We start from the raw sequence: 14,613 nt of genomic DNA on the forward strand, positions 1-14,613 counted from the left end.
CGCCCACGCCATGCAAAGCGAGGTTTGGACTGTTCAATGAAATTCACCACAGCACTGCTTTTCGCCCTGATCTTCAGCACCAGCGCACAGGCTGAGGGCGACCCTGAGGCCGGGGCGGAAATCTTTCCGCGTCTGTGCGGCGGTTGCCATCAGGTTGGCGAGTCGGCTCGTTCGGGGTTTGGTCCGCAGTTGAACGGCGTCATTGGCCGGGCTGCGGGGACTTCGGCAAATTATGTTTATTCCGATGCGATGAAGAACTCGGGGATTACCTGGGATCGGGCGACGCTGAAGGCGTATCTGAAGGATCCGAAAGGGGTGGTGCCGGGGACGCGGATGATTTTCTGGGGGCTGAGTGATGAGGAGAAGCTGGAGAATCTGTTGGCTTATCTGCAGAGGTTCAGTGCTGAGCCCTAGTCGGGCGATGGTTTCCTGGCTGATTGAGTACATAGCCATTGCTGCGGTAACGGCTGCTTAGGGTTTCGCCCTTACGGCGACTCACTTTTTTTACAAACGCCTAAAAAAAGTAAGCAAAAAAACGCTTGCTCCTGCGTTCGGCCCTCGCAGGCTCGGGTTCCTTCGCTGCGGGACTGATCCGGGCGCAGCGGCTACGGTTTGCTTCGCTGCACCTCCTTCCGCTGTGTTCGACTGCGTCGAACGGTCGCTGCGCTCCCACGCCCGGATCAATCCCTCCGCTCAGCCTTCCGACGTCGCCGGTGGATCAAGATCAAAAGCACTCGAGCTAACGCTCATTGTTGAGTGGGGCGGCTTCGCTGCTTTGCTTTTCTGTGGGAGCGAGCCTGCTCGCGAAAGCGGTTCTCCGGCCGACCCAAATTTCCGCTTTTACCCCATCCCTGTGGGAGCTGGCTTGCCAGCGATGGGGTCGGTGAGCCGGCCTGTCTCTGGTTGATATACGCCGGTGTCAGTGGGTATGAAACGCAACCTGATTGCGCCCCGCAGCTTTCGCCTGATACAGCTGCTGATCGGCACGTTTGATCAGGGCCGTGTGGTTGTTGTCTGCCGGATCTGCCAGGCCAAGGCCAATACTCACGGTAACGTTGCCGACGCCGGGAAACTCCGCGTCGGCTACCGCTGCGCGAATCTTTTCGGCGACGACTTCCGGGGTGTCGGGTTGCGCGACTTCCGGCAGCAGTACGGCGAACTCTTCGCCGCCGTAGCGGGCGACGAAATCGGTGCTGCGTACGCTGTTCTGGATCAAGGTCGCCAGTTGTTGCAGGACCTCGTCACCGACCGCGTGGCCGTGGCTGTCATTGATGCGTTTGAAGTGGTCGGCATCGATCAGCAGCAGGGCAAACGGGCGTCCGGTGCGTCGGGACAGCAGCGAGTATTCAGTGATTTTTTCGTCAAACCGGCGACGGTTGTAAACGCCGGTCAGGCCGTCGTGAGTGGCCAGGCTCAGCAGCTCGGCGTTGGCCTCGGTGAGTGCGGCGGTGCGTTGCGCCACGGTGGCTTCAAGCGAGGCGTTGGCTTCTTGCAGTTCGCGTTCCTTGCCGAGCAGTGACTGCGTCATTGCGTCGATGGACTGGCCGAGCTGGGCGATTTCCAGCACCGGATGCTGGAGCTGGAACTGTGCGCCGGACTGGTTGTTCTGCACTTGTTTGGCCGAGCGTGCCAGTTGTTCGATCGGCCGGCTCAGGTACAGCGCCAGATAATAAGCCACCAGACCGAAAACGATGGCGGCGAAAACGCCGAGTATCAACAGTTCATATTGCAGCATCCGCGCCGGTTGCAGCGCAGTCTCCAATGGCTGGCGAATGGCGATCGACCATGATAGCGCCGTGCCCGATGGCGTCGGCACGGTGACCATGCTGGTCAGGTAACCGTTGGCCGCCGTCCAGCCCGACAATACCGGATCGTTGGTCGCCAGCTGTTGGCCCATCAGCGCTTCGGGGTAGAGCACCTTGCCATCGTGGTCGACGATCAGCGCCTGAATATCCGGCGCCGAGTTCTTGTGGGAAAACGCCGCCGACTCGACGATGCGCGTCACCCAACTCCAGTGCGCATGTGCGCCCAGCACGCCAATCACCTGCCCTTCGGCATTGTGGATTGGCGCGGCGAAATCGATGAAGCGCAGCGGCTCGCCATTGGGCAGACCCGGCAACAACTTGGCCAGCAACACTGCTTCGTGGGGATCGCCGGTGTATTGCCGGCGCAGGCCGATCTGGAACCACGGGCGTTTCTGTACGGATTGGCCAACCAGCAGATCATTGACCGCCTGGCGCACGTTGCCCTCGGCGTCGGTGACGCCCATCCACGCATATTCGGCGCGCGCCTGGGTGCGCAACTGCATCGACTTGAGGATGGCTGGGTTGTCCAGATCTCCGCGCTCCAGATGCGGCGCGCGACTGAGCAGGTAAACCTCTAGCTGCCGTTCGCGCAGTTGTTCGCCCAATAGCGTCGCCGCCGCGCGCGCCGTGTTCAGCAACGCGTTGCCGCTGGCCTGTTTCATTTGTTCGGTGGCGATGTGACCGACATAAAAGCCGACGCTCAATAACGTCAGCAGGGACAAACCGCCGAACCACAGGGTGAGATGGCTATGCAGACTGGCTTTGAACATGGAGGCGGGTGTCTGTCTTTATTGAAGTGGCGCCATGGTATGCGACATCGCCGACGGCGGGCCAGCGAACGGGTTCAAGTAAATACAAAGAAGATTGATGCCAATGAGCCATCATTTTGGTTAGAATGCGCGCCGCCCGAGAGACGGATCCCGGGCGTTTCCCCATGGAGTTTTACTGTGAAATACCTCAGCAAAGTAGTCGCCGCCGCACTGTTCGGTGTGGTTCTGGCAGGTTGCACCGGCGCCCCGATGAAAACCGCCCATTACGACAGCAACCAATACACCGTGGTTGGCCACAGCGAAGCATCGGCCACCGGCCTGCTGCTGTTTGGCATTATCCCGATCCGCCAGAACAGCCGATTTGTGCGCGCGCAAAACGCGGCCATCCAAGCCAAGGGCGGCGATGCAATGATCAACACGCAGGTTCAGGAAAACTGGTTCTGGGCCTGGGTTCTGACCGGCTACACCACCACCATCTCCGGTGACGTGGTCAAGCTGAAAACCGCGCAATAAGCGACGGCTGAATGCAAAAAAGCCCGGCTGATCAGGCCGGGCTTTTTCATGGGTGTTGCGGTCATGCAGTAGATTCATGCAACGCGGCGCTCGATCAGACGATCAGAGCCACCTTCAGCGACGCGGCGCTCGATCAGACGATCAGAGCCACCTTCAGCGACGCGGCGTTCGATCAGACGATCAGAGCCACCTTCAGCAACGCGGCGTTCGAGCAGACGATCCGAGCCACCCTCGGCAACACGGCGTTCGATCAAGCGATCAGAACCACCCTCGGCAACACGGCGTTCGATCAAGCGATCAGAACCACCTTCGGCAACGCGGCGTTCGATCAGACGATCCGAACCACCTTCGGCAACGCGGCGTTCGAGCAGACGATCCGAACCACCCTCGGCAACGCGGCGCTCGATCAGACGATCTGAACCACCTTCAGCCAGACGGCTTTCGATCAGCTTGTCCGAGCCGCCTTCAGCGACCAGGGTGTGAGCAGGCGTTACTGCAAAAGCGTTAATTGCGAAAACCGAGAAAGCGATGCCGAGAAGGGTTTGGCGTTTCATGATCGTGTGCTCCAGAAAGTTGTTTGTTTGTCTGGAACCGATGTTACGCCGCGCAGTTTTTATGAGAACTTCATTGACGTGATGGTGAACATCGACGCCGATGATGTTTGCCAGGAGCGCTGATTCAGAGCGCTTTCGCGCGGATGCACAACTCGCCGCTGGCACGAATCAGCGCCAGGTCATGCAGCGAATCGGCGGCCAGACCTTTGCGGACATCGGCCAGCCATGCCGGGCAATTCGGATCCTGGCGATAGGGCGCGAAGGCGGCGTACTGCTGCAACAAGCGCTTTTGCAGTTCATCCAGGCGCGGGCGGATCTGTTTGCCCAGATCCGGACGCGGTGTGTCCGGTGCAGCACCTGCCGCTTGCCATTGCGCGAGCAGACCGTATTGCACCAGTTTGTTCGCTTCCATTTGTGCGGCGATCAGTTGCGCGACGTCGTCCGGATCGACTTTGTGTTCGGTGGCCAGAGTTCGGGCATTGGCGATGACCTGCGCCTCACGCGGGCTGTCCTGAATAGGCTTGCCGCTGTCCCATTTGGTCAACGCAACCAGATCACCGATGCTCAGGCGTTCATTTAAAGTGGCCAGTAGCGGTTTCAACGAAGCAGGCGCCGCTGCGGGTGCGGCTGCCTGAGTGTAGGCGGCCGACAGAGCGAGAAGGGAGCCAAGCAGAAAATTTGCAACGTTACGCATGAACCGAGCCTCAATAGTACGTGTCGACAGAGTCGCTGATTTACCACAGCCGCAACACTGACACAAAGCGATGCACGGCATTTACACAAATGCAAAACAGACAATCAACACCGTCTGGAAATGTTGATTGCACGCTGCACGCAACTCACCGAAGCTATCGTCAATCAGGCCTGCCGCCATCGAGATGGACCTCCATTCAATGCATAGCGCCACCTTCGCCAAACCGCTCTGGCAAACCTATCTGCTGTTTCTCGCGCCGATGGTGCTGTCGAACTTCCTGCAATCGATGTCCGGGACGGTCAACAGCATCTACATTGGCCAGATGCTCGGCACTCAAGCGCTGGCGGCAGTGTCCGGCATGTTTCCGGTCGTGTTCTTTTTCATCGCCCTGGTCATCGGCCTCGGCGCTGGCGCAGGCGTGTTGATCGGCCAGGCGTGGGGCGCGCGCGAGACGCACATGGTCAAGGCGATTGCCGGAGCGACGCTGCTGCTGGGTGTGTTGATCGGTTTGGTCGCGGCGGTGCTGGGCACGGTGTTTGCGCGCCAGGCACTGACGGGGTTGGGCACGCCGGCGGATGTGCTTGACGATGCGGTGGACTATGCCCACGTCATGTTGTGGATTCTTCCATCGCTACTGGTATTCGTGCTGTTCACCCAATTGCTGCGTGGGGTCAGCGATACGCTGTCGCCACTGCTCGCGCTGATCGTCTCCACCGCCGTGGGGCTGGCGCTGACGCCAGCGTTGATTCGCGGCTGGCTGGGTTTGCCGCCATTGGGTATTCAGAGCGCGGCGTATGCCGGGCTGGCGGGGAATCTGTCGGCAATGGCGTGGCTGGCCTGGCGGCTGATCCGCAAGGGCCATCCGCTGGCGCCGGATCGAGAGTTCTTTGCCGCGCTGCGACTGGATCGGGTCATTCTCGGCAAGGTCCTGCGCATCGGCCTGCCCACCGGAGTACAGATGATCGTGCTGTCGTTATCGGAGCTGGTGATCCTGGCACTGGTCAATCAGCACGGCTCGCAAGCGACAGCGGCCTATGGCGCAGTAACGCAGATCGTCAATTATGTGCAGTTTCCGGCGCTGTCGATTGCGATCACCGCGTCGATCCTCGGTGCTCAGGCGATCGGCGCTGGGGATCTGCAACGAATGGGGCCGATCCTGCGCACCGGGCTTTTGATCAACGTGTGCCTGACCGGTGGCTTGATTGTCTTAGGTTATGGGTTGTCGCACTGGTTGCTGGGTCTGTTTCTGACCGAGGACTCGACCCGGGCGATGGCCGAGCATCTGCTGCATATCATGCTCTGGAGCCTGTTGGTGTTCGGCTTCCAGGCCATCATCGGCGGGATCATGCGTGCCAGCGGCACCGTCCTGGTGCCGGTGGTCATTTCGATTATCTGTGTGGTCGGCGTGCAGTTGCCGGCGGCTTACTGGCTCGACGGGCAGTTCGGTTTGCAGGGTGTGTGGATGGCGTTCCCGGTTGCCTATTTGGGGATGCTGATTTTGCAGACCCTGTATTACAAATTGGTGTGGAAGCATCAGAAGATAGAGCGGTTGATATAGGCGCTGGCATAACAACGGGTTGTTTGCTTAAGTCAACCAAGGCCCTCGACGACGCACGCCGCCAGGAGAATGTCATGACGTTGCGATTGCTGCTGGTTGCCGCGTTTACATCGTGCGTCATGGTCGGTGCGCAGGCGGCTGAATATAACCGGGTCAACACCAGCGCCAGCCAGATCAGTTTCACCTACAACCAGATGGGCTCGCGAATGTACGGCACCTTCGGCAAGTTCGAGGCGACGCTGGACTTCGATACCGACGACCTCGGCAAAGCCCAGACCACGCTGCATATCGATCTCGCCAGCATCGATGCTGGCAGTGAAGACGCCAATACCGAACTGGTGAAACCGGCGTGGTTCGACACCGGGAAATTCCCGCTCGCGGTGTTCAAGTCCAGCCGTTTTACTCAAGTGGACGAGCATCGTTACCAAGTCGCCGGTCAGCTCACGCTCAAGGGCATCACTCGCGAGGTCGAGGTGCCGGTGGAGTTGAAACCGGACAACGCCATCGGCATCTTCGACGGTGAGCTGGTGCTCAATCGAGAGGAGTTCGGCCTCGGCGCAGGGGAGTGGGCTGACAGCGTGGTGTCGAGGGACATCAACATCAAATTCAGGGTGGTGGCGCCACAACAGTGACGGTTCAATAGATCCGGCACGGTATGATGTCGCGGTTCGTCGACGGCTCTGATCATCGGCAACGTTTTTTATCGCCGGAGTTTGCCCATGCCACGCATCACCCACTACACCTCCCCATGCCCGGAAAGCGTCAACAGCCAGATCCTGCAAATGGTCGTCGACTACCTGACCGACATCAGTGCGGTCGGCCTCGGCCCGAGCAATCTGCTGTACAACGTTTATCAGTACGCAGTGGGTTATGAGGTGCATCTCTACCTCGAGGCGTTGAACGGCCAGAAGGGCACCGAGGTGGAATTGCTGGTGGCCACTAACGAGGAAGACCCGGAGCGAGTCATCGGATTTCTCATCTGTCTGCCGGTGCAGGGCGATTGGGAGGCGTGCAGCGTCGCGTACATGGCGGTGCGTGAAGGCCATCGGCGTCAGGGTGTGGCGCGGGCGATGCTCGCGGACATGGTCGGGCGCTATCCGCATGCGGAACTGGCCTGCAGCATTGGCAAGGTGCCGTATTTCGAGGCACTGGGTTTTGAAGTGATCGGCCAGCGCGAAACGCAGGTGCTGATGAGCACGCGGCATTACCGCAGCAACGGCCTGCGCGGGTTCATCGACACCACGCCGATCTATCGCTCGCTGGAAGTGCAGCAGATTCACACCTATCTGCTGCAGAAGAACGGCAAGCGCGCGATGCTCGATGCGGAAAAACAACGCGATCGCCATCTGGACCAGACCAGCCGCCACGTAGAAGAATTCGTCCGTCAGCGCCTGACCCTGCACTGATCGTCGGCCAATCAAAAGCCCTTGCTGCGCATCCCGCGGCAAGGGCTTTTTTGCGCCTGCTACTCAACCGAGCTTGACGTTCATGGTGATGCGCGCGGTGAACACTTTTTTACCCTCGCAATCGTGAATGTCGACGTTGACTACCTTGTCGCCATCGCTTTGCCAATCCACACCTTCAGCGCTGGCCACAGCGGTGACGTCGGTTTTCGCCTTGGCCAGATATTCCACGGTCATGCCTTTGGGAATCCAGCGCGCGCCGGCCGGGATCGACACGTCGGTCATCATTCCGCCGGCCAGTTCTGCCGCGTTGCACATGGCGATCGCGTGCACCGTGCCGAGGTGGTTGGTGATTTCCTTGCGAAACGGCACTTGCACGGTAGCGGCATTCGGGCGCAACTCGGAAATCAGCGGATTGATGCTGCTGAAGTACGGGGCGAACTGGCAGGCCATTTTGCTGAATGCATCCGGGCCGACGCTGTTGAACATGCTGAGAGATTGACTCATGGGGAAGCCTCGCTGGGTAGTTTGCAGAATGATGTTCCGTTACAGAATAATATTCTGTAACGGAACGGTATTCTGTTCACGGTAAATCTGTCAACCTAGGCGCGATTTGTTCACGGGCACGTGACGCCTTTATCAACCTCCGTTTTTGGACCCGAGCAGCATGGACACCGCCGATTTACTGGAACGCAGCTACCCCGGCCGCCGCGCCGAACTCAAACGCGATATCTTTCGCAAGGCCCTGAGCCTGTTCAATGAACAGGGGATCGAGGCCACCACCATCGAAATGATCCGTGCCGAGTGCGACACCAGCGTCGGCGCGATCTACCACCATTTCGGCAACAAGGAAGGGCTGGTCGCGGCGCTGTTTTTCACCGCGCTGGAGGATCAGGCGCGTTTGCGTGATGCGTATCTGGACGCGGCCAATACCACTGAAGAAGGCGTGCAGGCGCTGGTCTTCAGCTATGTCGACTGGGTCGAGCAACAGCCGCAGTGGGCGCGATTCCAGTACCACGCGCGGTTCGCCGTGACCAAAGGCCCGTTCAGGGACGAGCTGGCCGAGCGCAACAAGACGCGCAACCTGCGTCTGCGCCAATGGCTGACGCAATCGGGTCGCGCCGCCGAACTGCAGGATTTGCCTGCCGAGCTGCTGCCATCGCTGATCATTGGCCAAGCGGACAGCTACTGCCGAGCCTGGCTGGCAGGGCGAGTCAAAGGCAGCCCGAGCGCCTATCGCGAAGTGCTCGCGCAAGCGGCATGGCGTTCGATTCGCGCCGAAGGTCTCGCCGAGAACTGAAATACGCAGACAAAAAAAGAGCCTCAAAGCTCTTTGATGGGGAGGAAGTAGAGCCCGTGAGGCTCAAGAGGCGTGTGAAGCAAGGCGTGGGCTTGATTGGGGTTCAGAACACCCACGCCTACGCAGCGCCGGATCAGTCCAGGCACCGCGTAACTTCATCCTAGGAGCGTGCAATGGGCGACTCAAGTACCGCCAGTCGTCCTTGCAAAATGCCGGTTCACGCCGGGCGCGATCCCGGCCAACCGGATTTTTTCAGCGCCGCCAGAAGTGTCTGCCCATCCAGGCCCGGCACCGAATGGCCATTGCCCTCGCTGCTGTCGCTGGCGAACAGGGCGTTGATGATCGCTTCTTCCACGGCTTCGGTCGCGGCCAGGAACAGCTCGCTGATGTGGTCGTTGTTGACCATGCGCAAACCGTCGCAGGTGGCTGCGCGTTTAGCCTCGTAAGCGGCGGGCGGGACGTGATCATTGCCGGTGGCGAAGGCAATGAAGATGTCGCCGCTGTGGTCTTCGTTACCGCCGCCGGTGCGCGCCAGGCCCAGGCTGGCACGCTGTGCCAGACGCGTGCATTGATGGGGCAGCAGCGGCGCATCAGTCGCCAGGCAGACGACGATCGAGCCCATGCCCGGGTGTGGCAGCGCTGCCCGCAGGAACGGTGAGTCCTTCTGTTCCATATAGCGCCCGACCGGGTAACCATCGACGCGTAATTCACTGCGAATACCGTGGTTGGCCTGCACGATCGCGCCGACGGTCCAGCCTCCCTGGTCAGCACTCAAACGGCGCGATGCGGTGCCGATGCCACCTTTGAATTCATGGCAGATCATGCCGCTGCCACCGCCCACCGCACCTTCGCGCACCGGCCCATCCACGGCGCCGTTCAGCGCTTGGGCGACATGCTCGGGTTTGACGTGAAAGCCGTTGATGTCATTGAGCAGTCCATCGAAGGTCTCCAGCACCACCGGCATATTCCAGTAAAGCCGCCCGTCATCCGGCTGTTGCTCACGGTCCAGCACAATCAGCGCATCCCGCACCACACCGAGGCTGTGGGTGTTGGTAAAGGCAATCGGACTGGTCAGCAGACCGGCCTCGCGAATCCATTCCAGGCCGGTCGCATCACCGTTGCCATTGAGTACATGCACGCCGGCAAAGCACGGTTGCTGGCTGGTCGAGCCGGGGCGCGGCTCGATCAGCGTGACGCCGGTGCAGATGTCACGGCCGCTGCTGCTGCGACCACGTACATTGCTGTGACCGACGCGCACCCCCGGCACATCGGTAATGGCGTTGAGCGGGCCAGGTTGCATCTGGCCAATCAGGATATCGAGATCACGGGCACGCGGATTCATAAGATTCAGTCTCTTCATTGAAAAGGTCGGGCGGCTTACCGCTCGGATGAGGCAGGCAGATTTCTTGCGCGGGTTACTGGCCGTTCTTGACCTTGCTCCACACCCGCGTACGCACGCGTTCGACGGCTTTGGGCAAGGGTTCGAGGGTGTAGAGGGTGGCCATGGCGGCAGGGGACGGGTACACCGCCGGGTTGTCGCGAGTGGCTGCTGCCACCAGCGTTGTCGCGGCGCGATTGCCATTCGGGTACGACAAGTGATCACTGACCGGCGCGATCACTTCCGGTCGCAGCAGGTAATCGATAAACGCCAGGCCTTGGGCGCGATTGGGGGCGTCCTTGAGCAGCACCAGAGTATCGAACCACACCGGCGCGCCTTCCTTGGGCAGGCTGTAGGCGATCTTTACGCCGTTATTGGCCTGCTCGGCATTGGTCTTGGCTTCGAGCATCGCCCCGGACCAGCCAACCGCCACGCAGATATTGCCGTTGGACAGATCGCTGATGAACTTCGAGGAGTTGAAGTAGGCGATGTGCGGGCGCAGCTTGAGCAGCAGTGCTTCGGCTTTTTTGTAGTCTTCGGGGTTGGTGCTGTTCGGCGGCAAGCCCAGGTAATGCAGGGCGACCGGCAGCATCTCCGACGGCGAATCGAGCATCGCCACGCCGCACTCGCCCAGTTTGGCCAGATTGGCCTCGTTGAACAGCAACTCCCAGGAATCCACCGGCGCTTTGTCACCCAGCGCCGCGCGAACTTTGTCGACGTTATAGCCGATGCCGTTGGTGCCCCACAGGTAAGGCACGGCGTACTGATTGCCCGGATCGTTGACGGCAAGTTTTTTCAGCAATTCGGGGTCGAGGTTCTGCCAGCCTGGCAGTTGATCGCGAGGCAAAGGGGCGAGGGCGCCGGCCTTGATCAGAGTCGGCAGGCTGAAGTTGCTCGCCACTACAACGTCGTAGCCGCTGCGGCTGGTCATCAGTTTGCCTTCGAGCACTTCGGCGCTGTCGAACGTGTCGTACACCGGCCGGATGCCGCTGTCGCGCTGGAAATCATGCAACGTGTTAGGCCCGATGTAGTCGTACCAGTTGTAGACATGCACGCTCGGTACGTCTGCCGCCATGGCGGCCGAGGAGAGACAAAAACAGGCCAGCAGGCCCGGGTTGATAGATCCACGGTGACGACGCATGATGCGGCACTCCTGGCCTGTCGCAGGCCGGTGATGAACTGGAGTGGTCAGGCTAACGGGCCGGTCACACCAGCCCCATTCCCATCATGGGTTACTCGAAAGGGGTAGTGCGTGGACGCGTTGTTGCAGGAATTGCCGGTGCATCAGGGTCTGGCGCGGGTATTTACCCAGCTCGGGCAGGACGGTTTCTGGCGCGCGCTGGTCGACACCCTGCGCCTGCTGGTGCCGCTGGACAATGCCCTCGTCGCCCTGATGCAGGCCGGCCAGCCGCCGCGTTTGCTGATCGACTTCGACAGCAAGGGCTACGTGGACGACCAGCAGGAGCTGGCCGGTTATACCGCCGGCATGTACCTGCTCGATCCGTTTTATCAAGCCGCCGTCAGCGGGATCAGCGACGGCCTGCACAGCCTGGCGTCCGTTGCGCCGGATCAGTTTCTGCACAGCGAGTATTACCAGAGCTACTTTCGTGCCGTGGTGGGCGAGGATGAATTGCAGTTTCTGATCAACGTCGAAGGCGCGGTACTCGGCTTGTCCCTGGGCCGCTCGACCGCGTTTGGCATGGCCGAGCAGGGCCGGCTGATGTGCGTTCGTGACTGGGTATTGGCGGCGATGCATCGCCACATGCAGTTGCTGCCGCCGCAAGGGCCGGTGGCTGAAGCGGTGGTGGGTGATCTGGCGACGTTGCTGGACCGTTTCGATGCCCGGCTGACCGCACGCGAGATCGACACGGCGCGCCTGATCCTGCAGGGCTTTTCCAGCAAGGCGATGGCCCGGCAGATGGGGATTTCGCCGGAGACCGTGAAGGTGCATCGGCGCAATCTCTATCACAAGCTCAACGTCACCGGGCATGGAGAGTTGTTTGCACTGGTGCTGCGGCCGACATCTTTTTGATCAACACAGAACTTGTGTGGGAGCGAGCCTGCTCGCGAAAGCGGTGTATCAGTCAACAAAATTGTTATCTGACACTGCGCTTTCGCGAGCAGGCTCGCTCCCACAGGTGAACTTACGCTGTGTCAGTGGCTGCGCTGGAAGACCAGGGCTTTCAGGCCGCTCTCTGGATCGATATCGGGAAACTCTGGCGGGTTGTCCAGCCGATGATCGAAGCGCAGGCTGGGCGCTTCCTGGGTCACGCCATCAATCAGAAAGTCGGAACCGAACGACGGATCGTTCATGCACGCCAGCACCGTGCCTTGCGCGGTGAGCAGTTCCGGCAAGCGGCGCAACACCCGTTGATAGTCCTTGGTCAGCAAAAAGCTGCCTTTCTGAAATGATGGCGGGTCGATGATCACCAGATCGTACGGGCCGCTGTTGATCACCTTGCCCCAGGATTTGAACAGGTCGTGACCGAGAAAGCTGACCTTGCTCAGGTCGTGGCCGTTCAAACGGTGATTGTCGCGTCCACGGCTCAGCGCGGCGCGGGACATATCCAGGTTGACCACATGGCTGGCGCCACCCTCGATTGCCGCTACGGAAAAACCGCAGGTGTAGGCGAACAGGTTCAACACCCGCTTGCCCGCCGCCTGTTCGCGCACCCAGTTACGGCCGTAGCGCATGTCGAGAAACAGCCCGGCGTTCTGCTTGCGCCCCAGGTCAACGCGGTACTGCAAGCCACCCTCGACAATGGTCATTTCTTCGATTTCCTCCCCGATCAGCCATTCGGCCGTGCTCTGCGGCAGATAACGGTGCTGGATCAGCAAAGTGTGCGCGCCGGACTGCTGCCACTCGGCCGAGACGGCGATGTGCAGCAGCGAATCCCGCAGATCTTGCAGCTGCTCAGGCGCCGGTTCCTTGAACAGCGACACCAGCACCACGCCCTGCAACCAGTCCACGGTCAGCTGCTCCAGCCCCGGCCAGCAGCGTCCGCGCCCGTGAAACAACCGACGGGTTTCGCTGGGTGCCGCCGCCAGTGCGGGCAGCAAATGAGCGTGGAGGGTCGCGAGGGCTTCAGGGGTCATGGATCAGGATCGGCCAGTCAAAGGGCCGGCATTTTAACCACAAATGAAGGTTTTCGACGGGCGCTGCGCTTCGAAAAACAACACCTTGGCGAAATCCTCTGTATCAAAAATGAATTTCTACAGGGCGCGCTGCTCATACCAGATAAGCAGCGGATTCAAAACCGCTTATCAAAAATGTAATTCGGGGGAGTGCTGTTCATGTGCCCTACACCTACGTCGAGCGCGCACCTTCCTGGCGGGTTGATTCTGATTGTCGAGGACGATCCGTTGATTCTGGAGTTTCTCTGCGAAATTCTTCAGGAGGAAGGGTTCAAGGTCGAACCGAAAACCAGCGCCGACGCCGCATCCTTGTATCTGGAAAAGCACGCAGCGGACGTCGCGCTGTTGCTGACCGACATCACCATGCCCGGCACGCTTAACGGCGCGGACCTGGCCAATCTGTTCGGCGACCGCTGGCCGGACAAGCCGGTGATGGTCATGTCCGGCTATGAAACGCCCGAGACTTCTGGGGTCAAGCACTCGGTGGCGTTCATCAAGAAGCCGTGGGCGATCGGTCAGTTGCTCGATTGTGTGGAAAGTGCGTTCAAATCCAAGGCCCCGCAGCTGCACTGACAAGTGCTACATTGCCGGGCCAGCCTGCCCGGCCAACTGTCAGAGGATTTGCTCTCTTGTCTGCACAAGCATCGGTTTTTGATCGCGCGTTCGGCGCGTTCCTGTTCGACATGGACGGCACCGTCCTCAACTCCATCGCCGCCGCCGAGCGCATCTGGTCAGCGTGGGCGGTGCGCCATGGCGTTGATGTCGAGACGTTCCTGCCGACCATCCATGGCGCGCGGGCGATCGACACCATCACTCGGCTGAATCTGCCGGGGCTGGATGCTGAGGAACAGGCGGCGTTCATCACCGCAGCGGAAATCAATGACGTTGAAGGCATTGTCGAGATCCCTGCGGCGGCAGCCTTTCTCAACGCGCTGCCGAAAAATCGTTGGGCGATGGTGACGTCGGCGCCTCGCGATCTGGCGTTGCGGCGCATGACGGCGGCGGGTATCCCCGATCCGGCGGTAATGATCACGGCGGAAGATGTAAAGGCTGGCAAGCCTGATCCTGCGGGGTATCTGCTGGCGGCGAAAAAGCTCGGTGTCGAGCCGGCAGACTGTCTAATTTTTGAAGACGCCACGGTTGGCATTCAGGCTGCGGAAGCGGCGGGCGCTGCACTGATGATCATCACCACCACGCACCAGCACCCGATCGAAACGGCGCATGCGACGTTGGCCAGTTACGATGCGATCGGCGTCAGGGTCGGCGCCGATGGTCTGCTTCGTCTGACGGAAATCTGATCTGTTCCGAAATGCCCCTCACCCTAGCCCTCTCCCGGAGGGAGAGGGGACTGACCGGGGGATATTCAGGTAATACGCCGACGTGAAAGGTCTTCTCTGAATCCATAATCGCTATGGTCTTTCAGGTCGACGGCAAGTTCAGCACAACTCGGTCGGTTCCCTCTCCCCCGGGAGAGGGCTAGGGTGAGGGGCTACGGTCTGCCAG

General features: G+C 60.3%; 16 protein-coding genes. 9 read left to right on the top strand and 7 right to left on the bottom strand.

Translation table 11 applies throughout. From position 1 onward, the window contains the following. Positions 1-36: 36 nt before the first annotated feature. Complete coding sequence (locus OC605_RS25255; RefSeq protein WP_130888688.1) at positions 37-414, top strand: c-type cytochrome; 378 nt, start codon at positions 37-39, stop codon at positions 412-414. Between the two features lie 505 nt (positions 415-919). Here the strand turns inward: OC605_RS25255 and OC605_RS25260 are convergent. Then, positions 920-2,575, bottom strand: a complete 1,656-nt coding sequence (locus tag OC605_RS25260) for a diguanylate cyclase (RefSeq protein ID WP_262140179.1) — start codon at positions 2,573-2,575, stop codon at positions 920-922. A 177-nt stretch (positions 2,576-2,752) separates the two neighbouring features. Here OC605_RS25260 and OC605_RS25265 point away from each other — a divergent pair, with 177 nt between their 5' ends. Further along, on the top strand, positions 2,753-3,088 hold the full coding sequence (locus OC605_RS25265; protein ID WP_024013386.1) for a hypothetical protein: 336 nt from the start codon (positions 2,753-2,755) through the stop codon (positions 3,086-3,088). A 74-nt stretch (positions 3,089-3,162) separates the two neighbouring features. On the opposite strand, the gene OC605_RS25270 is transcribed toward OC605_RS25265, so the two are convergent. Together OC605_RS25270 and OC605_RS25275 are read right to left on the bottom strand one after the other, a co-directional pair. Beyond that, entirely contained in the window at positions 3,163-3,642 is a 480-nt protein-coding gene (locus OC605_RS25270) for a phage infection protein (RefSeq protein WP_262140180.1), read from the bottom strand. Positions 3,643-3,766: 124 nt separating this feature from the next. Next, positions 3,767-4,336 carry a chorismate mutase gene (locus OC605_RS25275; RefSeq protein ID WP_262140181.1) on the bottom strand — a complete coding sequence of 190 codons (570 nt, stop codon included), beginning with the start codon at positions 4,334-4,336 and terminating at the stop codon, positions 3,767-3,769. Between the two features lie 199 nt (positions 4,337-4,535). Here OC605_RS25275 and OC605_RS25280 point away from each other — a divergent pair, with 199 nt between their 5' ends. The 3 genes from OC605_RS25280 to OC605_RS25290 all read left to right on the top strand — a co-directional run bounded on the left by OC605_RS25280 (position 4,536) and on the right by OC605_RS25290 (position 7,300). Then, a complete protein-coding gene (locus OC605_RS25280) occupies positions 4,536-5,894 on the top strand; it encodes an MATE family efflux transporter (RefSeq protein ID WP_262140182.1) in 1,359 nt (452 codons plus the stop codon). A 74-nt stretch (positions 5,895-5,968) separates the two neighbouring features. Then, positions 5,969-6,526 (top strand): YceI family protein, encoded by a 558-nt coding sequence (locus OC605_RS25285; protein WP_262140184.1) that lies wholly within the window; start codon positions 5,969-5,971, stop codon positions 6,524-6,526. An 87-nt stretch (positions 6,527-6,613) separates the two neighbouring features. Then, positions 6,614-7,300 carry a GNAT family N-acetyltransferase gene (locus OC605_RS25290; RefSeq protein ID WP_262140185.1) on the top strand — a complete coding sequence of 229 codons (687 nt, stop codon included), beginning with the start codon at positions 6,614-6,616 and terminating at the stop codon, positions 7,298-7,300. Positions 7,301-7,363: 63 nt separating this feature from the next. Here the strand turns inward: OC605_RS25290 and OC605_RS25295 are convergent, their stop codons facing one another. After that, entirely contained in the window at positions 7,364-7,804 is a 441-nt protein-coding gene (locus OC605_RS25295; protein ID WP_024013379.1) for a hotdog fold domain-containing protein, read from the bottom strand. 160 nt (positions 7,805-7,964) lie between these two features. Between OC605_RS25295 and OC605_RS25300 the strand changes: the two genes are divergently transcribed. Then, a complete protein-coding gene (locus OC605_RS25300; RefSeq protein WP_262140186.1) occupies positions 7,965-8,597 on the top strand; it encodes a TetR/AcrR family transcriptional regulator in 633 nt (210 codons plus the stop codon). A gap of 217 nt (positions 8,598-8,814) precedes the next feature. Here the strand turns inward: OC605_RS25300 and OC605_RS25305 are convergent, their stop codons facing one another. Next, positions 8,815-9,939, bottom strand: coding sequence for a P1 family peptidase (locus tag OC605_RS25305; protein WP_262140187.1), 1,125 nt, complete (start codon positions 9,937-9,939; stop codon positions 8,815-8,817). A 73-nt stretch (positions 9,940-10,012) separates the two neighbouring features. Continuing rightward, on the bottom strand, positions 10,013-11,116 hold the full coding sequence (locus tag OC605_RS25310) for a polyamine ABC transporter substrate-binding protein (protein ID WP_262140189.1): 1,104 nt from the start codon (positions 11,114-11,116) through the stop codon (positions 10,013-10,015). 111 nt (positions 11,117-11,227) lie between these two features. Between OC605_RS25310 and OC605_RS25315 the strand changes: the two genes are divergently transcribed. Further along, entirely contained in the window at positions 11,228-12,007 is a 780-nt protein-coding gene (locus OC605_RS25315) for a helix-turn-helix transcriptional regulator (RefSeq protein WP_262140190.1), read from the top strand. 122 nt (positions 12,008-12,129) lie between these two features. Here the strand turns inward: OC605_RS25315 and OC605_RS25320 are convergent, their stop codons facing one another. Beyond that, positions 12,130-13,071 carry a class I SAM-dependent methyltransferase gene (locus OC605_RS25320; protein ID WP_262140192.1) on the bottom strand — a complete coding sequence of 314 codons (942 nt, stop codon included), beginning with the start codon at positions 13,069-13,071 and terminating at the stop codon, positions 12,130-12,132. A 198-nt stretch (positions 13,072-13,269) separates the two neighbouring features. Between OC605_RS25320 and OC605_RS25325 the strand changes: the two genes are divergently transcribed. Together OC605_RS25325 and OC605_RS25330 are read left to right on the top strand one after the other, a co-directional pair. Next, positions 13,270-13,683, top strand: coding sequence for a response regulator (locus OC605_RS25325; RefSeq protein WP_262140194.1), 414 nt, complete (start codon positions 13,270-13,272; stop codon positions 13,681-13,683). Positions 13,684-13,739: 56 nt separating this feature from the next. Continuing rightward, positions 13,740-14,408: an HAD-IA family hydrolase gene (locus tag OC605_RS25330; RefSeq protein WP_262140195.1), complete on the top strand. Its 669-nt coding sequence runs from the start codon at positions 13,740-13,742 to the stop codon at positions 14,406-14,408. Positions 14,409-14,613: the final 205 nt, after the last annotated feature.

The sequence above is a fragment of the Pseudomonas sp. Marseille-Q5117 genome (assembly GCF_946901175.1).
Classification (GTDB): domain Bacteria; phylum Pseudomonadota; class Gammaproteobacteria; order Pseudomonadales; family Pseudomonadaceae; genus Aquipseudomonas; species Aquipseudomonas iranensis.